The sequence below is a fragment of the Brevibacterium zhoupengii genome (genome assembly GCF_021117425.1).
Classification (GTDB): Bacteria; Actinomycetota; Actinomycetes; order Actinomycetales; family Brevibacteriaceae; genus Brevibacterium; species Brevibacterium zhoupengii.
Genome location: NZ_CP088298.1, coordinates 2385618 through 2405340, shown reverse-complemented (window position 1 = coordinate 2405340; position 19723 = coordinate 2385618). Strand labels below are relative to the sequence as shown.

Sequence of the window (19723 nt, the reverse complement as noted above, 5' to 3'; positions counted from 1 at the left end):
ACCGCTGCGAAAACTGGTGGTGTGACGAAACATGACGCCAGGTGACATGAACATGACAAGATCGCATGCTCGGCGACTGAGAGTCGAAGACAGTAGTGACATCACCACAAACAATCGCGCGGACCACCACGGGCGAATCAGCCGTAACCGAAGGAGACATCATGACCCAGTCATTCGAAACTCGTCAGATCCATGCTGGCCAGACACCGGACCCGGCCACGGGCTCCCGCGCACTGCCCATCCACCAGACCACCTCATTCGTCTTCGACAGCAATGAGACGGCCGCGAACCGCTTCGCCCTGGCCGAGCTCGGCCCCATCTACACCCGCATCACCAACCCGACCACCGAGGTTGTGGAGAACCGCATCGCCGACCTCGAAGGCGGCGTCCACGCCGTGCTCACGGCCTCAGGTCAGTCGGCAGCACTGCTGGCGATCACGAACATCGCCGAGGCCGGTGACCACATCGTCGCCAGCTCCAGCCTCTACGGCGGAACCTACAACCTGCTTCACGTGACCCTGCGCAAGCTGGGCATCGAGACCACCTTCGTCGACGTCGACGACCTTGCCGCCTGGAAGTCAGCAGCGCAGGACAACACCAAGCTCTTCTTTGCCGAGGTTGTCTCTAACCCCCGCTCCGATGTCCTCGACATTGCCGCTGTGGCTGACATCGCCCACGAGGCCGGTGTTCCGCTCTTTGCAGACAACACCCTGGCCACCCCCTACCTGGTGCGCCCGATCGAGCACGGAGCCGACGTCGTCCTCCACTCGGCCACCAAGTACCTCGGCGGACACGGCAACTCAATTGCCGGTGTCGTCGTCGACAGCGGAAACTTCGACTATGGCACACAGCCGGAGAAGTTCCCCGGCTTCAACACCCCGGATGAGTCCTACAACGGTCTGGTCTACGCTCGCGACCTCGGCGCGGACTCCGCCTTCGGCGCAAACGTCTCCTTCGGCCTCAAGGCCCGTGTGCAGGGTCTGCGCGATCTCGGACCGGCCGTCAGCCCGTTCAATGCATTCCTCATCGCCCAGGGAATCGAAACCCTGAGCCTGCGCATCGACCGCCACGTCGAGAACGCGAACACGGTCGCCTCCTACCTCGAGAACCACGAACAGGTCAGCCGGGTCGCCTTCGCCGGACTCGAGTCCAGCCCCTGGCACGACAACGCCAAGAAGTACCTGCCCAATGGTGTCGGATCGGTCCTCGGCTTCGACATCGCCGGAGGCTTCGACGCCGCCGTGGCATTCGTCGATGCGCTTGAACTGCACTCCCACGTGGCCAATATCGGCGACGTCCGCTCGCTGGTCATCCACCCTGCCTCGACGACCCATGCCCAGCTGAATGAAGAGGCACAGGCCGCCGCTGGCGTGAACCCCGCCTTCGTGCGTCTGTCCGTGGGCCTCGAAGGCAGCGACGACATCATCGCCGACCTCGACAAGGGCTTCGCCGCTGCCGCAACGATCGCATCGGCCGCCGCCTGACATGACCACCCAGAGCACTTCCGTCGAGCGAATCCTGGGCTTCGTCACAGAATCCGGACACACGTTCGGAACTGTCGAAGTCGCCTATGAGACCTTCGGCACACTCAACTCGGACCGCAGCAATGCGATCCTGATCGAACACGCCCTGACCGGCGACACCAGCGTCACCGAATGGTGGGCAGGGATCGTCGGTCCGGGCGAGGCGATCGACACCGAGAAATACTTCGTAGTGTGTGCGAATTCGCTCGGCGGATGCTCGGGAACCACCGGACCGCAGTCTGTCTATGATGACGGACTGCCCTATGGATCCAGATTTCCTCAGGTCACCATCCGCGATATGGCCCGCCTGGAACACAATCTCACTCAGATCCTCGGCATCGACTCCTGGCATGCCGTCATCGGCGGTTCGATGGGCGGAGCCAGAGCCCTCGAATTCGCACTCCTTGACAGACGCAAGGTGAAGAAGTGCGCAATCATCGCAGCACCGGCCTTCTGCGAAGCCGATCAGATCGCCTGGGCGATGATGCAGGAACGCGCGATCGAGCTTGACCCCGACTACTACTCCGGTGACTACACCGCGGTCGGTGCCTTCCCCGCACAGGGGCTGGGTCTGGCACGCCAGATCGCCCACCTGACGTACCGCAACGATGTCGACCTCAACAACCGATTCTCCCGGCGCCGTCGATCGCCTGACTACTACGAAGTCACCTCGTACCTCGACCACCAGGCGAAGAAGCTCACCGCCCGGTTCGACCCGCACAGCTACGTCGTGCTCTCCCGTGCACTGCGAGACCACGATGTGCGCATAGGTCGCTCCCACGACCTGACGACTGCACTGGCCGAAAGCTGCACCGACAACCTCGTCGTCTCGGTCTCCTCGGATCGACTGTTCCCGCCCGCGCAGGTCGAACTCCTCGCGCAGAGCCTGCCCGGAAACGTGACCCATCACGTCATCGACTCCGGCGTCGGCCATGACGGCTTTCTCACTGAAACTGAGGCAGTCTCGACGACACTCAGGAACTTCCTCAACGCCTGACTGCTCAGACACTGATAGCTGCCCCGGGCACGACACGCCGGGCACAACACATATGAGAGGGCCGTGCGGCTGATTCGCCGCACGGCCCTCTCACTGACTTTCCGGACTCACTGCCTAACAGAACTCACTGGCAGTGATGACTTCTATTTTCCAGCCTTCGCTTTGCGAGCATCCTTCTCGGCGGCTTTCTTCGCTGCCTTCTCGGCCTTACGCAGCTGCTTCTCCGGCACCGCATAGTCCTCCTGGGCACGGGAGTGACGGTAGTAGTCTGCGGCTTCGTCCTGTCGCTCGGCCTCAACGCCGGTCGAGATCGTGGCACGACGGTGATCATCGCCGTAGCCGAACGCGTCCACCAGATCCAGGGCATTGGCCGAGAGCTTCGCGCACAGGCGGTTGAGCGTCTCGTTGAGCTGACGGGCACGCAGCATCGGCAGGCGACCGTACATCAGGTGCCAGCCCACATGCTTCTCAATGAGGCTGAGACCGTACGTATCGCGCAGACGCCGGAACAGTTTGTTCTGGTCCGGGTCCTGCTGCTCCCTCATCGCTTCGTCGAGAGCCTTCCACTTCTCCAGCTCAACGTAGGCACGAGCCATCTCGATGAACTCATGCTGATTGGAGTTGAACAGGTCAGCGGCGTCTGCGGCCGACATCTTCATCGCCGGGCGCAGCGCCTGCGCGAGACCGGAGACCATGACTTCGAGCCTGGTCTCCAGCAGTGAACGCTGCAGACGTCCGGAGCGGATCCGCTTCTCGCCGAGGTTGGGGGTGAAGACATCGGAGATGGCCAGTCCCGCATTTGCCAGTCCGGTCCGGTAGAGCGTGTGCTCGGCTGCTTGGGTGCCGATGTAGCGGGCGGCCCCGCCGACGTCGATATTGGCGAATTCCTTCGCATAGTCGCCGAGGAGACGCTTGGCTGCCAGCTGCAGGAGCACGGTGTTGTCACCTTCGAACGTGGCATAGATGTCGAGGTCGGCGCGCAGTCCCACCAGACGGTTCTCGGCCATGTAACCGGCACCGCCGCACGCTTCCCGGCATTCCTGGATGACGTCGAGGGCCATCCAGGTCGTGTCGGCTTTGAATGCCGCGGCACGGGTTTCGAGCAGGGCCCGGTTCTCTTCACTCTCGTCGGCTCCTGAGAAGACCTCTTCAAACGAATTGAGCAGCTTCTCGTGGGCGAAGGCCGAGGCGTAGACAGAGGCGATGGCCGGCATGAGACGGCGCTGGTGCTGCTGGTAGTCCAGCAGGGTGGTCTCGTTGATGTCATCGACCGTGGTGAACTGCTTGCGTTCGAGCCCGTAGCGCACGGCGATGTCCAGTGCCAGCTTCGACGCCACGATGGCCGCTCCGTCGAGGGAGACACGACCCTGGACAAGGGTCCCCAGCATGGTGAAGAAGCGGCGTCCGGGGGAGTCGATGGGGGAGGTGTACTTCCCTGCAGCGTCCACGGCGCCGTAGCGATCGAGCAGATTGAAGCGAGGAATCCGGACCTGCTCGAAGACGATCCGCCCGTTGTCGACGCCTTTGAGGCCACCCTTGTAGCCGTCATCTTCGATGCTGATTCCCGGGAGGACGGTGCCATCTTCGTCGCGGATCGGGACGAAGAACGCGTGGACACCGTGGTTGACGCCATTGGTGATGAGCTGGGCGAAGACCACCGCGGCATGAGCATCACGAGCGGCGTTGCCGATGTATTCCTTCGTCGCGGCACGGAAGGGGGTGTCGATGACGAACTCGCCCTTCTCGACCTCGTAGGTCGCCGTGGTGCCGACCGCAGCCACATCTGAGCCGTGACCGATCTCGGTCATCGCGAACGATCCCAGCAGCTTGCCCGTCTGTGCGGCGACCAGCCACGCGTCGTGCTGTTCGGGATTGCCCAGGTGCAGGATCGCCCCGCCGAAGAGTCCGAACTGGACGCCGGCCTTGACCTGCAGGCTGGGTGAGGCTGTGACGGTCTCCTCGAAGCTGGCGATGTTGGTCGCATGTTGGTTGCGGCCGCCGAGTGATGGCGGCAACGCCACCATCGGCAGCCCGGTGTCGGCCATGAGTTCGACCCCGGCAAGCGTCTTCGCCCGCGTGGTCTCGAGATCATCGGCAGGATCTTCATGCGTGATCTCTTCGAGTGCCAGGGTCCTGCCCTGACGCCGAGCCTCCGCCCACTGGCCGTCGAGGGCGTTGTTGATCGCCTGTGGATCAAGGGAAAGCTTCATTCGTCTACTCCTAGTTTTGCGGGCAACGAGGCCCAGAGCCATTGACTGATTGCGGTGGCGAATTCATCGGGGCGGCTGGGATCGGCCAGCCAGCTTTCGGTCGCGGCACGCACGAATCCAATCGCACCTGCTGCCCAGAGGCGTCCCTGTGTACCTTCCAGGGATAGCCGATCGGCTAGGAGGCTGGCGATCGAGTTGAAGAACCCGCCAGTCTCCGTCGGTGCGAAACGGTTGACTGCCGTATCGCAGAATCGGTAGATATTCGGTGATTCTGCGGCGAGCGCAACAAAGGCATGGATCATCTTGGTGAGTGCATCCTGCGCCGAGGCTGCGGTGGCGTCATCGAGTGACTTGGCGATGACATCCATCGCCCATTCGCCCATTGCCGCCTGCAGTCCCGCTCGATCCGTGAAGTACCTGTAGAGCACGGACTTGGTGGTGCCCGAATGCTCTGAGATCTGCTCCATCGAGAGCTCGTCTCCGTGCTCGTCGACGACATGCCGGACGGCACGCAGCAGTTCTCGGCGCCTGAGGTCGCGATGCTGCTGCCACCGAGTGGACCGACCATCTGTGAGCGATTTCATGTGACAGACGGTATCAGGTACTGTCTGTAACAGTTAAATCCATATACCGGAGGTGCAAATGTCCACTCCCACTCAGCGCGCTGTCATCCTCGGCGGCAACCGCATTCCGTTCGCTCGTTCGAACAAGCAGTACTCCAAAGCAAGCAACCTCGATATGCTCACGAGCGCCCTCGACGGGCTCGTGGCCCGCTTCGGCCTCGCCGGAGAGAGCATCGGTGAAGTCGCAGGCGGTGCTGTCCTGAAGCATTCGAAGGACTTCAATCTGACCCGTGAGGCGGTGCTCGGCTCCGCCCTGTCGCCGACGACTCCGGCGTTCGACGTCGGACAGGCCTGCGCCACGGGCCTCGAGACCGTGGTCAGCCTCAACAACAAGATCAATGCCGGTCAGCTCGAGTCGGGCATCGCATCGGGCGTGGACTCCGCGTCGGACGCGCCGATCGTCGTCAACGATTCGATGCGTGAGATCCTGCTCGAACTCACACGGGCCAAGACCCTGGCCCAGCGGGCGAAGATCGCCGCCCAGATCCGCCCCGCCTACCTGGCTCCGCAGGCTCCGTCGACAGCCGAGCCGCGCACCGGAATGAGCATGGGCGAGCATCAGGCGATCACCACCGCCGAGTGGAAGATCACCCGCGAGGCTCAAGACGCTCTGGCTCTGGCCTCGCACCACAACCTCGCCCGCGCTTGGGACGAAGGCTTCTTCGATGACCTTTCTACTCCGTACCTCGGCGTCAGCCGGGACACGAACATGCGGGCGGATTCCTCCGCCGAATCCTTGGCCAAGCTCTCGCCTGTCTTCGGCAAGAAGCTGAACACTCCAGCCACGATGACGGCCGGCAACTCGACGCCGCTGACAGACGGAGCCTCCTCCGTCCTGCTCGGCAGCGAAGACTGGGCACGCGCGCACGGCTTCACACCACTGGCTCGCCTCGTCGACGCCGAAGCCGCGGCAGTCGACTTCGTCGATGGAGCCGAGGGCCTGCTCATGGCTCCGGCCTACGCGGTCCCGCGCCTGCTGGCCCGCAACGGTCTGACCTTCGAGGACTTCGATGTCTTCGAGATCCACGAGGCATTCGCCTCGACCGTGCTCAGCCACCTGGCGGCATGGGAATCGGAGAAGTTCTGCCGCGAGAAGGCCGGCCTCGACGGGGCACTGGGATCCATCGACCGGAACAAGCTCAACCCCTTGGGCTCGAGCCTCGCCGCGGGACACCCGTTCGCAGCGACCGGTGGACGCATCATCGCCTCCACCGCGAAGTACCTCAAGCTCACAGGCAAGAAGAGGTCGCTGGTCTCGATCTGCGCAGCAGGCGGCCAGGGACTCACCGCGATTGTGGAGGCAGCATGAAAGACACCTACCTCGGCCTGGTAAACGGCCCACTGAAGCAGGTCGCGAAGACCCTCGGCCTGCCCCAGCCGGTCGAACTGCATCGCTTCGACTCGACCCCTGCGGACTACCACCGGAAACCGGTCCTCGTCCTCGGCTCCGGACCAGAGGCACAGAAGCTGGCGGATCTGCTGCTCAGCAACGGCCTGGAAGTTCGGCGCCATGCCAGTTCGGGGGAGTCCCTGCGAGCCATCATCGCCGTCTTCGATGAGGCATCAGCCCCTGGAGACCTGTCAGAAACCGTGCTCGAGGTCGGAACGGCACTGCGATCACTGGCCCGCTGCGGTCGCGTCATCACAGTGTCAGCAGCCCCCAACCCTGAGCAACAGAGCCCGGAGCTGGCGGCAGCGACTCAGGGGATCACCGGCCTGACACGGTCGATGGCTCACGAGATGCGCAGCGGAGCGACCGCCAACGGCATCCTCCTCGACGGCGTGGATGTCCAGGCGCCCTCCGTGGCCACCGCGCTGTGGTTCCTACTCTCCGGCAAATCAGCGTATGTCTCGGGACAGTTCATCACCGTCTCGACTCAGGCCGGTACACCGGTCGGGATGAAGGAATTCCTGTCCACCGGAGATGCTGGGCCGCTGGCCGGGCGCACCGCCGTGGTCACCGGTGCCGCCCGAGGGATCGGCGCTGCGATCGCACGCAACCTGGCCCGCGACGGGGCCCATGTCATCGGCGTCGACATGCCCCAGGCCGGGCAGGCCCTGGCCGAGGTGATGAACGAAGTCGGCGGCAGGTCCCTCCAGCTGGACATCACCACTGACACCGCGGCGGAGAAGATCGCCGACGCTGTCGGCGGACCGGTCGACATCCTCGTGCACAACGCCGGAATCACTCGCGACAAGATGCTGGCGAACATGGATGCCTCCCGATGGAACTCCGTCATCGCCGTCAACATCGCCTCCCAGGCCCGGATCAACGCCCACCTGCAGACCAAGGGGCTCTTCGCTGAGGGTGCTCAGGTCGTGTCATTGGCCTCGACCTCGGGGATCGCGGGCAACCGCGGGCAGACGAACTATGCGACGTCGAAGGCCGGGGTCATCGGACTCACAGCCGCCTCGGCGTCGGATTTCGCGAAGCTCGGCGGCACGATCAACGCTGTGGCGCCTGGCTTCATCGAAACCGATATGACCGCCAAGATGCCGGCGTTGACCCGGCAGGTCGCCCGCAGACTCTCCAGCCTCCAGCAGGGAGGACACCCTGTCGACGTGGCCGAGACCATCGGCTTCCTCGCCTCGGCGGGGGCCAGGGGCATCAACGGTTCGACACTGCGCGTGTGCGGACAGAACATGGTGGGTGCGTGATGGCGAAGGAATCCATGCTGCCGCTCTATGCGAAGGCCGTGCTCAAGGCACTGCCGTTGGGCACACGCACGAGTCCTGATCTGCCCACCCGCGCCCTGGATCGCAGTATGCCGATCGAGGCCGACGCCTACGCCGGGTTCACCACCGTCGTCGGCGCCGGACTGGGCAACACCGTCCATCCCGGCTACCTCCACGTGCTTGCGTTCCCGCTGAGCATGCAGCTGCTCGGTGATCCCGAGGTGCCGCTTCCGATGATGGGCATGGTCCATGTCCACAACCGCATCGACAGCCTCGGCGCCGTGCATGTCGGTGACAGCGTCGACTTCCATGTGGAGTTGGCCGGTCCGTTCCAGCATTCGGCTGGAACCACGATCGAGGTCATCGTCGAGGCGAAGGTCGAGGGCGAATTGCGCATGCGCGAGACCACGACCTATCTGGCCAAGGGCAAGAAGCTGCCCAATGCCGAATCGAAGCCGCAGCCACCGCGGGAGGAGTTCACGGCTCCCACCCCGAGCGCACTGTGGCGACTCGATCCGATCATCGGACAGCGCTACGCCCACGCTTCGGGCGATTACAACCCGATCCACCTCAACGGACTCGCGGCGAAGGGCTTCGGCTTCCCGCGACTCATCGCCCATGGAATGTACGGCGCCTCGCGTGCCCTGTCTGCGGTCGATACGAGGCTGAACTCCTACCGGTGGGACGTGTCCTTTGCCAAGCCCGTGCTGCTGCCGTCAACCGTTGGCTTCGCCATCACGGAAGGGCGTCGGCATGAGGCCGTGAAATTCGCTGTCTTCGACCTCAAGTCCGGCAAACCGCACATCCTCTCCGAGGTCTCAGAACTTCGCGAATGAGCCTGTGCAAGCGCCGGTGAGGAGCTCAGCGAAATCAGTTGAGTGCCGTGCGTCACAATCGGCCGATCTGATTTTGCACGGCCGAAAGTCGCGTGTAAAGTAATCTCTGTTGCCAGCGCGAGTGGCGGAATTGGTAGACGCGCTAGCTTGAGGTGCTAGTGCCCAACTTATCGGGCGTGGGGGTTCAAGTCCCCCTTCGCGCACAACTGTCATGTGTCGCGACATCGTTCCTACGATGTCGCGGCACATTTCTCATTTCTGGCCCGGTCATGTCTCACGTCATCGTTCCTTTCGGGGCTGATAGTTCTTCTTCGTATCGATCGTGTGTTCGGCGATGATGGCTCCCGCACTCCGATCAATGACCATCGTGTCTCTGCCATGGACCAGCAGCAGGACTCGCTGTCGTTTATAAGCTCGACCGATGCCCAGATGTCGCAGTCTGCCCGCGAAGCGCAGACTGATCTTTCCCTCGGCATCGACGCGGTCGTAACGGATGCGCCAGATTCGACTGCCGACCTCGATGACAGGCTGTGCTTTCGTCGTGGCCTCATAGGCAGTCTCTGGTGTGCGTCTGCCGATGGCCCTGTGGGGTCGCTGCGTGTTGTAGACATGGGCGAATCTGGTCAGTTGCTCGTTGAGTTCCTCGACCGTATCGACGAACCCGTCGGCTCTTAACCAGTGCTTGAGTGTCTGGTGATACCGCTCGATCTTGCCTTGCGTGGTCGGTTTGTTCGGGCCACCGTTTTTCTGCTTGATAGACAGGTCGGACAGGAGCTGTTCGAACCCGTTGGGCTGGTCTGGTCTACCGTCGTTGCCGCGGGAGAACCGGGCTGTGTAGACCATGCCGTTATCGGTCAGGGTCGATGCTGGTGGTCCGTAGGCGTCCATCGTCTGGACGAAGGTGTCGATGACGATTCGACCGGTCACAGGGGTGTGCGCGGTGGCGTGGAGGAGTTTGCGGGAGTGATCGTCGAGCCAGGAGAGGATCTCGGTATCGGTGCCATCGGCTAGGGGCCAGTGCGTGAAGTCGGACTGCCAAGTCTCGTTCGGTGCGACGGCTTCGAAGCGGTGCCAGGACGAGCGTGGTCGTTTCTGGGGTTGGTCGGTGATCGTGTTGTTGCGACGCAGGATCCGCCAGATCGTGGCGGTGCTGGGTCGAGTGGTCTTGGGGAGTCGGTCCCAGAGGGATTCGGGGCCGGCATCGAGTCCCTGAGCGGCCAGGGAGTCGCGCAAGGCTAGGACCTGGGTGGTCGTGGTCTTGTCGGTGGCGTTGGGGTTGGTGTGGGGGCGTTTCGATTGCGGGTCCACGGCATCGAGTCCGCCGGTTTTGTAGCGGGTCAGGAGGGTGCGGATCCAGCGGGTGGTGACGTCGAAGCGGTGGGCTGCTTGGGTTTGGGTGAGTCCGCCTTCTGTGATGGCGAGGATGATCGAGCGGTTCTTGTTGGAATCGTTCATACCGGAACGATGTCGCGAGACACCAGCGGAAGGATGTCGTGACACACCCCAGGAACGATGTCGTGAGACATGAACCGGAAGCATGTCGGGAGACATACCGGAACGATGTCGTGCAACCAGACACCCCTTCGCGCACAACAGAGGAAATGGCCTCCGGATCTGATCCGGAGGCCATTTCTCATTCACTCACGCGGGCCGGTGAACACTCACCTGACATCACGATCGGCGGATAGTGCGGTGGCGTGGGCGCAGTTGCTATAACGTGGATCGCATCAGCGCATTTCCACCGATCCGACGGGAGACACCGTGTACGATTTCAGCGCCGCCGAGGCCGAGGTCACTTCTCTGTGCCAGCAGCTCATCCGCATCGACACCCAGAACTGGGGCGGCAACAAGGTCAACCCCGAACGCCCTGCCGCGGATCTCATCGCCTCCTGGTTCGACGAGGTGGGCCTGGAGTCCACCATCATCGAATCGGCGCCAGGAAGGGCTTCGCTGGTGGCACGGATCGCGGGCACCGACCCAGATGCCGACGCCCTCGTCGTCCACGGCCACACCGATGTGGTCCCGGCAGCAGCCGAGGACTGGAGTGTTGACCCCTTTGCCGGCGTCATCAAGGACGAGCTGCTCTGGGGCCGCGGGGCCGTCGATATGAAGGACATGGACGCGATGATCATCGCCGCCGTGCGTGACATGCTGCGCCAGGGCCTGCGTCCCCGTCGCGATCTCATCATCGCCTTCTTCGCCGATGAGGAAGCCGGTGGCACCTATGGCGCTCGGTACATGGTCCGCAATCACCCGGAGCTCTTCTCCGGCGCCACCGAGGCGATCTCCGAGGTCGGCGGCTACTCCGTCGATGTCCGCGGTCAGCGCGTCTACCTCGTTCAGACAGCTGAGAAAGGTCTCGCCTGGCTCAACCTCATCGCACACGGGACTGCCGGCCACGGCTCCCAGCGCAACGACGACAACCCGGTGACTCGGCTGGCCGCGGCTATCTCTCGCATCGGCGAATACCCATGGCCGCAGGAGATCCCTGTTGCCACCAGACAGCTCCTCGAAGGCGTCGCCGAGATCACCGGAATCGAGTTCCGTGCCGATACGATCGGCGAACTTCTGGCCGAACTCGGTTCGGTCGAGAAATTCGTCGCACCGACCCTGCAGAACACCTCGAACCCGTCATTCCTCAACGCAGGCTACAAGCACAACGTCATCCCGGGCACAGCCACAGCCTATGTCGACTGCCGCACCCTGCCGGGTCAGCACGAAGACGTGATGCTCAAGATCAAGGAGCTTGCGGGGGAGGGCATCGACATCGAAGCCAATGATGAGGGGGACGCATTGGAAGCGCCCTTCGACACCCCGCTGGTCGCGCAGATGCAGAAGAGCCTGCTCGATGACGATCCCACCGCGAAGGTTCTGCCCTACACACTCTCGGGCGGCACCGACAACAAGTCCATGGCGGAGCTGGGCATCACCGGCTACGGGTTCGCTCCACTGCAGCTGACCGGCGACCTTGATTTTCCAGCCATGTTCCACGGCGTCGACGAGCGGGTGCCGATTTCGGCGCTCAAGTTCGGGGCGAGGGTTCTGGGCGATTTCCTGATGAAGGCATAATCGTAATCGCAATTCCGACGAGCACCAGGGCGGCGCTGATGACCGTCGTGGTGCTCACCAGGGATCCGGGGATCGGCAAGAGGAGATCAAGCAGCAGCGCGCCGAGGAGGTTTCCGAACAGCGAGAACAGGCTGAGCAGGAGGACTCCGAGCTTGGCCACGGTCAGTGCGGTCAGCCCGATGAAGATGACGCCGAAGGCCCCGCCGAGCAGCATCCACCACTGAGTCGGCTCCGTCGGGAATCCGGCCCAGGACACTCCGCTGAGCATGATGACCCCCGCGGCCACGAGAAGTGCGAGGAAACCCACCGCGAAGTTCACAGTGGTGGCGACGATGACTGACCCGGTGGCTGACTTGATCCGTCCGTTGAACGCCTGTTGGACTGAGGTCAGGGCGCCGGAGACGAAGGGCAGGAGCAGAGCCCACAGGGGGACTCCGAGGGTCAGCCTCTCCGACGCGCCGTAGACCAGAGCTGCGATGACGACGATGACTCCGAAGACCCGGAGGACCGTCAGCCGCTGCTTCCCGCCCGGTGGCAGGCGTGTGGAATCGACGGCGAGGCCGCCGGTGACCTGACCGGAGACGAAGGCCATCGTGAACATTGCAACGCCCATGATCGGGACAGTCGATGCCTGAGCGATGACGACGAGGCCGCCGCTGAGTCCGCCGAGGAGCATCCACCAGGGCATCGTGTGGTTGCGAACCAGTCGTATCAGGATTCGCGCCCCGGTTCGAGAGCGCGAGGAGCACAGCATCGTCGTGCCCACGAGGATGAGCCCGATGATGAAGGACACGAGCGCGGCGAAGACCGAATGGCCCAGGATCGGGCCGAGTAGGCCGTTGGCTCGACCTTGGAGAGACATGGCACCGCCGGCCACGATGGTGACGAGGCCGGCGAAGAGGACAGGGAGAAGCCCAGCTGGGGATTTCACAGGTGTGGCGTCAGCTGTTCAACGTCAGAGGCATGATCTTGCGGCGAAGCCAGACGGTCTTGGTGCCTCCCACAGAGATCCGAGTCCGGGCGAGCTCCCACTTGCCGTATTCAGCCTCATCGTTGAGTTCTTGAAGACTGACTGAGCGGGGTGTTTCTCTGGAGAAGGAGACCTTGCGAAACTCATAGGTCATGGCCGGACGCTGACGTTTCATAGGCCCACTGTAGATGATCTGGGCTAGGGTTGATGGCATGCCCGTCATCGTTCTCCTCAGGCACGGCGTATCCAGTGCGAACACAGCAGGGATCCTCGCCGGGCGTGCGCCCGGCGTGTCGCTGACCGATCAGGGCGTCAGCGCCCTTCGTGAGACCCTGCGGATGCTCCCGCACCAACACTTCTCCCAGCTGCTGCATTCGCCTCTTCTGCGGTGCGAGCAGACCGCAGAGATTGCGCGGGAGACGATCAGCGCCGACACCGTGGCAGCCGTCGACGAGCTCATCGAGCTCGACTACGGCGAGTGGACTGGGCGCAGTCTCAAGGAGCTCGGCGACGAAGAGCTGTGGAAGACCGTCATCGATCACGCATCCCAAGCACGATTCCCCGGCGGGGAGTCCATCGCCGAGGCGGCCGAGCGTGCCGTCGCCCGCCAAGCGGCCGTGCTCGAGGAGCTTCGCGGTGAGGAGCGCGACGATGAGAATCAGCGGGACCAGGGTTCTGCTGAGAAGAAGGGCAGAGCCAGCCGGTGGGCGATGCTCGTCTCACATGGAGACATCATCAAGGCGCTCATCGCCGATGCCCTGGCCATGCCGCTCGACGATTTTCAGCGCATCAGCGTCGCCCCGGGATCATTCACCGTCATCGACTACTCAGGACCCAGACCCGTGCTGACAGCAATGTCGGTCACTGCCGCTGGCCTGGCCGAGGGGAGCACTCCGGGCGGGGGAGGGCTGCGTTGAGGTTCGTTCCCTGAATCACTGAAGCTTCCGTGGAGCGCTGAAGGGCGGTCACAGCAACAACTGTGACCGCCCTTCAGTCGGCTTGACCCAGGGGCCGTGTTCCGATTGCTCAGGTGGCGGCGAGGACGCCGGTGCCGAGCAGGATGTAGAGCACGATGCCCAAGGCCACGCGGTACCAGACGAAGATCGCGAAGGACTTCGTCTTCACGTAGCCGAGGAACCAATGGATGACGAGGAGTCCGAGTCCGAAGGAGATGATGGTGGCAAGGATCGTCGGGCCCCAGCCGATGACCATGTCCGTGCTGCCGATGGTCTGGAAGACGGAGTAGAAGCCTGAGCCCAGGACGGCTGGAATGGCGAGCAGGAACGAATAGCGGGCCGCGGCCGGGCGGTCGAAGCCCATGAAGCGTCCGGCCATGATCGTGCCGCCGGACCGCGAGACTCCGGGGATGAGGGCAAGCGCCTGGGCGAAGCCGTAGGCGATGCCCTGGCCCCAGGTCATATCCTCGAGGGTGCGTTCCCTCTTACCCACCCAGTCGGCGAGACCGATGATGAGACCGAAGACGATGAGCATAGTCGCCGTGATCCACAGACTGCGCAGGGCACCTTCGATGGCGTCCTGGAAGAGCAGACCCAGGATGACGATGGGGATGGAGCCGACGATGATCAGCCAGCCGAGTCGAACCTCTGGGTCCTTGCGGTCATGCTTTCCGACCAGCGCCTTGCACCATTTGGAGATGATGGAGACGATGTCGCGCCAGAAGTAGACGACGACGGCCGCCTCAGTGCCGATCTGGATGATGGCGGTGAAGAAGGCACCCGGGTCCTGGCCCGGCAGCATGAACTCTCCGACGATGCGCACATGTGCAGAGGATGAGATCGGGAGAAATTCCGTCAGTGCCTGAACAATGCCAAGCACAGCGGCGACCAGCCAGTCGTACATGTGTCTCCTAGAGAAAGTGGGATGGGAACGAAACCACGGTAGTCGCCGAATCGGGTAACCTCAACAATCATGAAGCAACAACGCCTCGGCAGCACCGGTCTTGAAGTCAGCGAAGTGGGTCTCGGCACATTCGAATGGGGGCACCGGGTCGACGCAGCAGTCGCACAGCGACTCGTCGACGAGTACGTCGGCGCTGGTGGGAACCTCATTGAGCTTCCCAGCTCCGGTGTCCACGCGGCCCAAGTGCTGTCTCAGCTGAAACTTCCTGAGCACATCGTGTTGGTTGCCCGAGTGGGCGTGTCAATGAGTGAGTCATCCCACATCGAGGTGGGCTTGGGTCGGGCTCGGATCCTCAGCCAGGTGGATGCGCTGCTGCGCACAACCGGACGCTCGCACATCGACGTGCTCATCCTCGATGTCTTCGATGCTGACGTCGACAGGGCAGAGACCGCCTCGGCGATCGACACCCTGCTGACATTGGGCAAGATCCGCTACGTCGGCGTGTCTCACCATGCCGGATGGGAACTGGCGGAGATGCGCGGAGCGGGCGTGCCGATCGCCTGCGCCATGGCCGAATACTCCCTGCTCAACAGGGATGCAGAGAACGATCTGCTGCCCGCAGCCAACTATGCAGGGGTGGGACTCATCGCCGGTGCCGGCTTGGGCAGAGGAGTGCTGAGCGACAAATATCGGCGCGGAACCCCGCAGGACTCACGTTTCGCTGTGGGGGAACTCACCGACTATGTAGGTGCCTACCTCGACGAACGCTCGACTCGGGTGCTGGCAGGGGTCCGCAAGGCTGCGGCAGCGCTGGGCGTGTCCACGGCGGACATCGCACTGGCATTCAACAGGTATCAGGGCATCACGTCGTCACTCGTCTCCGCCCGAACCCCTGAGCAGCTGTCCCAGGTGGTCAGCAGTGAGGTCGAACTCGAGCCCGAGATCGCCGAGGTGCTGGATCAGATCTCCTGAGCCTGCAGTCTGACTGACCAGGTTTCAGGCAGGATCGAAGATGCTCAGTCGTCCTCGTCATCGTCGTCGACGGCGAAGTCGCCATCGAGGTCGTTGTCATCGTCATCTTCCTTGGCATCTTCGACATCGTCGAAGAGCTCGAACGGAGTGACCTCGTCGTACGCGGTGTAAATCGCGTCCTCATAGATTTCGAAGGCATCGGCTAAGGCCATGTAGGCGGCTTCGACACGGGGGTCTTGGTCTCCATTGCGGTGTGCGGATGCAGCGAAGTGCTCACCCACTGCTTCGAGGAATGCGTCCAGGGCCTCACGAGGATCAGTGCTCATGACTCAAATGTATCCCAGGGAAGTCGGACATGTAAGTCTTTGAACTAGGCTGAAGGCATGGCAGCTTTGTACGACCACCCCACCCCAGAACGTTTCGTCGTCGGCACGATCGGTCTGCCCGGCGAGCGAACGTTCCTCTTGCAGGCGAAATCAGGAAGCTCACTGACTACGGTGGTGGTGGAGAAGGAGCAGGTCGAGATCCTCGCCGATCGGATCACCGAACTCCTCGACATGGTCATGGTCAAAGACCCGGCGGCGCGAGTGCCCCAGTCGGCCATCGACGAACGCATCGACAATGCCGGGCTCAACGTGCCGATCGAACCCGAGTTCCGGGTCGGGACCATGAGCCTGGGCTGGGACACCGTCGCCCATGAACTCGTCGTCGAATGTTTCGAACTCACCGAGGAGGATGCTCAGTCGGGCACCTCGGCAGAACCAGACGATGATGAAGTGGACCGGGAGGTGCTGCGCATCGTTCTCGACGCCGCCGGTTCCCGCGAGTTCGCGCGCCGAGCCGATCAGGTCGTCTCCGCCGGTCGTGGCGACTGCCCCTTCTGCTCGCTGCCGTTGGAGCCAGAAGGCCACCTGTGCCCCCGTGCCAACGGGATTGCGCGCACCTGAATCTCATGCACGAAGATTTCGCCAGGCAGGCTCTGGAAGAAGGCGCCTGCACCGTGATGGGAGCGATCCCACGGGCCAGCAACGACACCCGCCTGGTGGTCGTCGACCATGCCGGGACACACCTCAAAGCCGTCTACAAACCGGCATCGGGAGAACGCCCCCTCGCCGACTTTCCGCTGCACACCCTGTCATTGCGTGAAGCAGCGTCCTACCGGCTGAGCTCGCACCTCGACCTCAATGTGGTTCCGCCGACCGTCCTGCGCGATGATCTGGGGGCAGGGCTAGGTTCCCTGCAGGCCTACGTCGAGGACGGCGGTGACGATGACGCCGTGTCTCTCACCGCGGTCAATGCCATCCCGGCAGATCACACCCCGATGTTCGCCCTGCGCACCGAGGACGGCACCGACCTCGTACTGTCCCACGACACCGGGGACCGACTCCGTGCGATCGCCTTCTTCGACCTCCTTGCCAACAACGCCGACCGAAAAGCCGGCCATATCATCACCGGCAGCTACCTGCCGGGCAGCGGCCCGGCCAGCATCGGCAGCTACGGGATCGACAACGGTCTGACATTCCATGCCGAGGAGAAGCTGCGGACTGTTCTGTGGGGTTTCTCTCGATCGTCATTCCGGGTCGAAGAATTCGATGCCCTCGACGAGGTGGCACGCATGCCCACTGAGCTGGTCGCCGCGCTGGATGAGTGTCTGGACGAGGACGAAATCGAGAGCCTGCAGCACCGCGCCGAGACGCTGGGAGAGTTCGGAACCTTTCCCGAACCACCCGAGGATCGGACCGTCATTCCCTGGCCGCCGATCTAACGCGAGAAACGTCGGCGAGAAACGTCTGCGGCAGGAAGTGCCGTTCTGCTATGACTCGGTTAGGCTGGTCTCCGTGAAGTCATGGTCCGAACCTCAGCTACCCCGCCTCACCAGCTCCGGAAAGGTGCCGACGGTCTTCGACACCGGCACTCGGAGCCCACGCAGACTCAAAGGGCGTGACCAGGCGGCCGGTCTCTATGTATGTGGAATCACCCCGTACGACGCCACCCACCTCGGTCACGCCGCAACCTATGTCGCGTTCGACCTGCTCAACCGGGTTTGGCGCGATGCGGGACTCGACGTGGTCTATGTGCAGAACACCACCGACGTCGATGACCCCCTGCTTGAGAGGGCCGACGCGACGGGTGTCGATTGGCGTGAACTCGCCGAGTCTCAGATCGAGCTCTTCCGCGAGGACATGAGCGCACTGCGCGTCCTTCCTCCTCAGAGCTACATCGGCGTCGTCGAGTCCGTCGAGCAGATCGTGAAGGCAGTCGAGGATCTCGTCGAATCACGAGCCGCCTACACCCTCGACAACGGCGACGTGTACTACCGGGTGTCCACCCCGATCAATCCGCCCTTCGGCAGCGTCAGTCACGACGACCGGGCGACGATGGCCAAACTCTCCGCCGAACGCGGCGGAGATCCGGAGACGCCGGGCAAGGACAGCGAAATCGACCCGCTGCTATGGAAAGCCGCACGTGAGGGCGAACCGTCCTGGGACGGCGGCAAGCTCGGGCCGGGGCGCCCGGGGTGGCACATCGAATGCACCGTCATCGCCAACAACTATGCCGGGCTTCCCGTCGACGTCCAAGGCGGCGGTAGCGACCTCGTGTTCCCACACCATGAAATGAGCGCAGCCCACGCGGCCGCATGGAAGCAGACGCCCCTGGCCCGGACCTACATGCATACCGGCATGGTCGGATACCAGGGCGAGAAGATGAGCAAATCCAAGGGCAATCTGGTGCTCGTGTCGAAGCTGCGCGAACAGGGCGTCGATCCGATGGTCATTCGCACAGTGCTGCTGTCGAACCACTACCGCAGCGACTGGATCTTCACCGATGACCTCCTGGAAACCGCCTCGGCGCGACTGAATGCCTGGAGACATGCGGCGATGTGCGAAGCGGAGTGTCGTGAGGGGCTGCGCGGGCACATCATCGGCCTGCTGCGCGAATCCCTGGCAGATGACCTCGACAGCCCCCGTGCATTGGGCATTCTCGACGAATGGGCCGAGCACTATGCTGACTCACCCGCGGCAGAGACCGCGCCGGTGTGTGGAGACAGGGTCGCCGACGCCGTCGACGCCCTGCTCGGCATCGATCTGCACGCCTGACCGACTCTGAGGGTCTGTTCGGCTCTGAGGGCCTGACTACCTTTCGCGGCCGCGTTTGCGCAGGTAGCGCTCGAACTCAGCGGCGATCGCATCGCCGCTGGCTTCGGGCAGCTCAGTGGAATCATTGAGCTGCTCGAGTCCCTTGAGCAGCTCCACAAGATGCGGGTTGAGCGCGACCAGTTCATCAGCGCCGAGTTCCCAGGCCCTGCTCTCTTCCTCGAGTACGGGAATGTCGATCTCGATCCCCGTGTGCTTCTCCACCGCCGAGGCGAGCGCCAGCTCTGCCTTGGGCGAGGGGGAATCGGTGAGATAGTCGGGCACGCCGACCCACAGGTTGATCGCTTGCAGCCCGCGTCTGGCGCATTCGACGCCGAGGAGACCGAGAATGCCGATCGGACCCGAATACCCGTTGACATCGATGCCCAGATAGGTGGCGAGCCGAATGTCTTCGGTGTTCGCGACGACAGGCAGCGGTCGCGTGTGTGGAACCTCAGCGTGCAGACCTCCGAGCAGGACCACGCAATCCTCGGCGGTGACCTCGGCGAGGATGAGGGAGAGGAACTCGCGCCACTTCAGCCCCGGCTCATGCCCCTGAATGATGGTGATCGGGGTACCCAGGTGCTGGCCCCGATGGACTTCGATTCCCGGCCAGGCGATCGTGGCACGGTTCGATTCATCCCGCACGATCTCAGGTTCTGAGAATCTGAACTCATAGAAGCCGTCGGTGTCCAAGATCTCACTGTCGTTGAGTTCCCACGCATCGATGAGATCCTTGACCAGCGAACTTGCGGCTTCGGAAGCATCCGCATCCTGCCCTTCGAAGGCGATGAACACGAGTGCCCCGGACCCTGATGGAAGAAAAGTCATGCTTCCAGATTACGCTGGAATC

General features: G+C 63.1%; 19 protein-coding genes and 1 tRNA gene. 12 read left to right on the top strand and 8 right to left on the bottom strand.

The features are described 5' to 3' along the window. The first annotated feature begins 161 nt into the window (after window positions 1–161). Together LQ788_RS11010 and metX are read left to right on the top strand one after the other, a co-directional pair. Window positions 162–1484, top strand: coding sequence for an O-acetylhomoserine aminocarboxypropyltransferase/cysteine synthase family protein (locus LQ788_RS11010; RefSeq protein ID WP_231440942.1), 1323 nt, complete (start codon window positions 162–164; stop codon window positions 1482–1484). Between the two features lies 1 nt (window position 1485). Beyond that, window positions 1486–2520 (top strand): homoserine O-acetyltransferase MetX, encoded by a 1035-nt coding sequence (gene metX / locus LQ788_RS11005; protein ID WP_231440940.1) that lies wholly within the window; start codon window positions 1486–1488, stop codon window positions 2518–2520. 143 nt (window positions 2521–2663) lie between these two features. On the opposite strand, the gene LQ788_RS11000 is transcribed toward metX, so the two are convergent. Beyond that, window positions 2664–4730: an acyl-CoA dehydrogenase family protein gene (locus tag LQ788_RS11000; protein ID WP_231440938.1), complete on the bottom strand. Its 2067-nt coding sequence runs from the start codon at window positions 4728–4730 to the stop codon at window positions 2664–2666. Then, entirely contained in the window at window positions 4727–5314 is a 588-nt protein-coding gene (locus LQ788_RS10995; RefSeq protein WP_231440937.1) for a TetR/AcrR family transcriptional regulator, read from the bottom strand. Before LQ788_RS10995 ends, LQ788_RS11000 begins: the two co-directional genes overlap by 4 nt. A 58-nt stretch (window positions 5315–5372) precedes the next feature. On the opposite strand from LQ788_RS10995, the gene LQ788_RS10990 reads away from it, so the two are divergent. The 4 genes from LQ788_RS10990 (at window position 5373) to LQ788_RS10975 (ending at window position 9068) form a co-directional block, all read left to right on the top strand. Next, entirely contained in the window at window positions 5373–6662 is a 1290-nt protein-coding gene (locus tag LQ788_RS10990; protein ID WP_231440935.1) for an acetyl-CoA C-acetyltransferase, read from the top strand. Continuing rightward, complete coding sequence (locus tag LQ788_RS10985) at window positions 6659–8011, top strand: 3-oxoacyl-ACP reductase (protein ID WP_231440933.1); 1353 nt, start codon at window positions 6659–6661, stop codon at window positions 8009–8011. Before LQ788_RS10990 ends, LQ788_RS10985 begins: the two co-directional genes overlap by 4 nt. Further along, window positions 8011–8865: a MaoC family dehydratase gene (locus tag LQ788_RS10980; protein WP_231440931.1), complete on the top strand. Its 855-nt coding sequence runs from the start codon at window positions 8011–8013 to the stop codon at window positions 8863–8865. Before LQ788_RS10985 ends, LQ788_RS10980 begins: the two co-directional genes overlap by 1 nt. 115 nt (window positions 8866–8980) lie before the next feature. Continuing rightward, a tRNA-Leu gene (locus tag LQ788_RS10975) sits at window positions 8981–9068 on the top strand. Between the two features lie 76 nt (window positions 9069–9144). Here the strand turns inward: LQ788_RS10975 and LQ788_RS10970 are convergent. Next, window positions 9145–10320, bottom strand: coding sequence for an integrase core domain-containing protein (locus LQ788_RS10970; protein ID WP_231440929.1), 1176 nt, complete (start codon window positions 10318–10320; stop codon window positions 9145–9147). Between the two features lie 306 nt (window positions 10321–10626). Here LQ788_RS10970 and LQ788_RS10965 point away from each other — a divergent pair, with 306 nt between their 5' ends. After that, window positions 10627–11934, top strand: a complete 1308-nt coding sequence (locus tag LQ788_RS10965) for a M20/M25/M40 family metallo-hydrolase (protein ID WP_231440927.1) — start codon at window positions 10627–10629, stop codon at window positions 11932–11934. Here LQ788_RS10965 and LQ788_RS10960 read toward each other — a convergent pair. Both LQ788_RS10960 and LQ788_RS10955 read right to left on the bottom strand, forming a co-directional pair. Next, the gene (locus LQ788_RS10960) at window positions 11888–12865 is read right to left on the bottom strand and encodes a DMT family transporter (RefSeq protein WP_231440926.1); all 978 of its coding nucleotides are present in this window, start codon (window positions 12863–12865) and stop codon (window positions 11888–11890) included. The genes LQ788_RS10965 and LQ788_RS10960 overlap by 47 nt on opposite strands. Before the next feature lie 10 nt (window positions 12866–12875). Further along, complete coding sequence (locus LQ788_RS10955; RefSeq protein ID WP_231440925.1) at window positions 12876–13079, bottom strand: DUF5703 family protein; 204 nt, start codon at window positions 13077–13079, stop codon at window positions 12876–12878. 37 nt (window positions 13080–13116) lie between these two features. Here LQ788_RS10955 and LQ788_RS10950 point away from each other — a divergent pair, with 37 nt between their 5' ends. Continuing rightward, window positions 13117–13821: a histidine phosphatase family protein gene (locus tag LQ788_RS10950; RefSeq protein ID WP_231440924.1), complete on the top strand. Its 705-nt coding sequence runs from the start codon at window positions 13117–13119 to the stop codon at window positions 13819–13821. A 109-nt stretch (window positions 13822–13930) separates the two neighbouring features. On the opposite strand, the gene LQ788_RS10945 is transcribed toward LQ788_RS10950, so the two are convergent. After that, window positions 13931–14764, bottom strand: coding sequence for an undecaprenyl-diphosphate phosphatase (locus LQ788_RS10945; RefSeq protein ID WP_231440923.1), 834 nt, complete (start codon window positions 14762–14764; stop codon window positions 13931–13933). Between the two features lie 69 nt (window positions 14765–14833). Here LQ788_RS10945 and LQ788_RS10940 point away from each other — a divergent pair, with 69 nt between their 5' ends. Then, the gene (locus LQ788_RS10940; RefSeq protein WP_231440922.1) at window positions 14834–15736 is read left to right on the top strand and encodes an aldo/keto reductase; all 903 of its coding nucleotides are present in this window, start codon (window positions 14834–14836) and stop codon (window positions 15734–15736) included. 44 nt (window positions 15737–15780) lie between these two features. Here LQ788_RS10940 and LQ788_RS10935 read toward each other — a convergent pair whose 3' ends face one another. Beyond that, window positions 15781–16062: a hypothetical protein gene (locus LQ788_RS10935; RefSeq protein ID WP_231440919.1), complete on the bottom strand. Its 282-nt coding sequence runs from the start codon at window positions 16060–16062 to the stop codon at window positions 15781–15783. 57 nt (window positions 16063–16119) lie between these two features. Here LQ788_RS10935 and LQ788_RS10930 point away from each other — a divergent pair, with 57 nt between their 5' ends. The 3 genes from LQ788_RS10930 (at window position 16120) to mshC (ending at window position 18834) form a co-directional block, all read left to right on the top strand. Beyond that, entirely contained in the window at window positions 16120–16683 is a 564-nt protein-coding gene (locus tag LQ788_RS10930) for a DUF3090 domain-containing protein (protein ID WP_231440917.1), read from the top strand. Between the two features lie 5 nt (window positions 16684–16688). Continuing rightward, window positions 16689–17501 (top strand): SCO1664 family protein, encoded by an 813-nt coding sequence (locus tag LQ788_RS10925; RefSeq protein ID WP_231440915.1) that lies wholly within the window; start codon window positions 16689–16691, stop codon window positions 17499–17501. A gap of 73 nt (window positions 17502–17574) precedes the next feature. Then, complete coding sequence (mshC, locus tag LQ788_RS10920) at window positions 17575–18834, top strand: cysteine--1-D-myo-inosityl 2-amino-2-deoxy-alpha-D-glucopyranoside ligase (protein ID WP_231440914.1); 1260 nt, start codon at window positions 17575–17577, stop codon at window positions 18832–18834. Window positions 18835–18870: 36 nt separating this feature from the next. On the opposite strand, the gene LQ788_RS10915 is transcribed toward mshC, so the two are convergent. Further along, entirely contained in the window at window positions 18871–19701 is an 831-nt protein-coding gene (locus LQ788_RS10915) for a proteasome assembly chaperone family protein (RefSeq protein ID WP_231440912.1), read from the bottom strand. Window positions 19702–19723: the final 22 nt, after the last annotated feature.

Bases quoted from the DNA above. Each gene is read 5' to 3' on its own strand.
- LQ788_RS11010 (WP_231440942.1), top strand. From the start codon at position 162: ATGACCCAGTCATTCGAAACTCGTCAGATCCATGCTGGCCAGACACCG.
- metX (WP_231440940.1), top strand. From the start codon at position 1,486: ATGACCACCCAGAGCACTTCCGTCGAGCGAATCCTGGGCTTCGTCACA.
- LQ788_RS11000 (WP_231440938.1), bottom strand. From the start codon at position 4,730: ATGAAGCTTTCCCTTGATCCACAGGCGATCAACAACGCCCTCGACGGC.
- LQ788_RS10995 (WP_231440937.1), bottom strand. From the start codon at position 5,314: ATGAAATCGCTCACAGATGGTCGGTCCACTCGGTGGCAGCAGCATCGC.
- LQ788_RS10990 (WP_231440935.1), top strand. From the start codon at position 5,373: ATGTCCACTCCCACTCAGCGCGCTGTCATCCTCGGCGGCAACCGCATT.
- LQ788_RS10985 (WP_231440933.1), top strand. From the start codon at position 6,659: ATGAAAGACACCTACCTCGGCCTGGTAAACGGCCCACTGAAGCAGGTC.
- LQ788_RS10980 (WP_231440931.1), top strand. From the start codon at position 8,011: ATGGCGAAGGAATCCATGCTGCCGCTCTATGCGAAGGCCGTGCTCAAG.
- LQ788_RS10970 (WP_231440929.1), bottom strand. From the start codon at position 10,320: ATGAACGATTCCAACAAGAACCGCTCGATCATCCTCGCCATCACAGAA.
- LQ788_RS10955 (WP_231440925.1), bottom strand. From the start codon at position 13,079: ATGAAACGTCAGCGTCCGGCCATGACCTATGAGTTTCGCAAGGTCTCC.
- LQ788_RS10950 (WP_231440924.1), top strand. From the start codon at position 13,117: ATGCCCGTCATCGTTCTCCTCAGGCACGGCGTATCCAGTGCGAACACA.
- LQ788_RS10945 (WP_231440923.1), bottom strand. From the start codon at position 14,764: ATGTACGACTGGCTGGTCGCCGCTGTGCTTGGCATTGTTCAGGCACTG.
- LQ788_RS10940 (WP_231440922.1), top strand. From the start codon at position 14,834: ATGAAGCAACAACGCCTCGGCAGCACCGGTCTTGAAGTCAGCGAAGTG.
- LQ788_RS10935 (WP_231440919.1), bottom strand. From the start codon at position 16,062: ATGAGCACTGATCCTCGTGAGGCCCTGGACGCATTCCTCGAAGCAGTG.
- LQ788_RS10930 (WP_231440917.1), top strand. From the start codon at position 16,120: ATGGCAGCTTTGTACGACCACCCCACCCCAGAACGTTTCGTCGTCGGC.
- LQ788_RS10925 (WP_231440915.1), top strand. From the start codon at position 16,689: ATGCACGAAGATTTCGCCAGGCAGGCTCTGGAAGAAGGCGCCTGCACC.
- LQ788_RS10915 (WP_231440912.1), bottom strand. From the start codon at position 19,701: ATGACTTTTCTTCCATCAGGGTCCGGGGCACTCGTGTTCATCGCCTTC.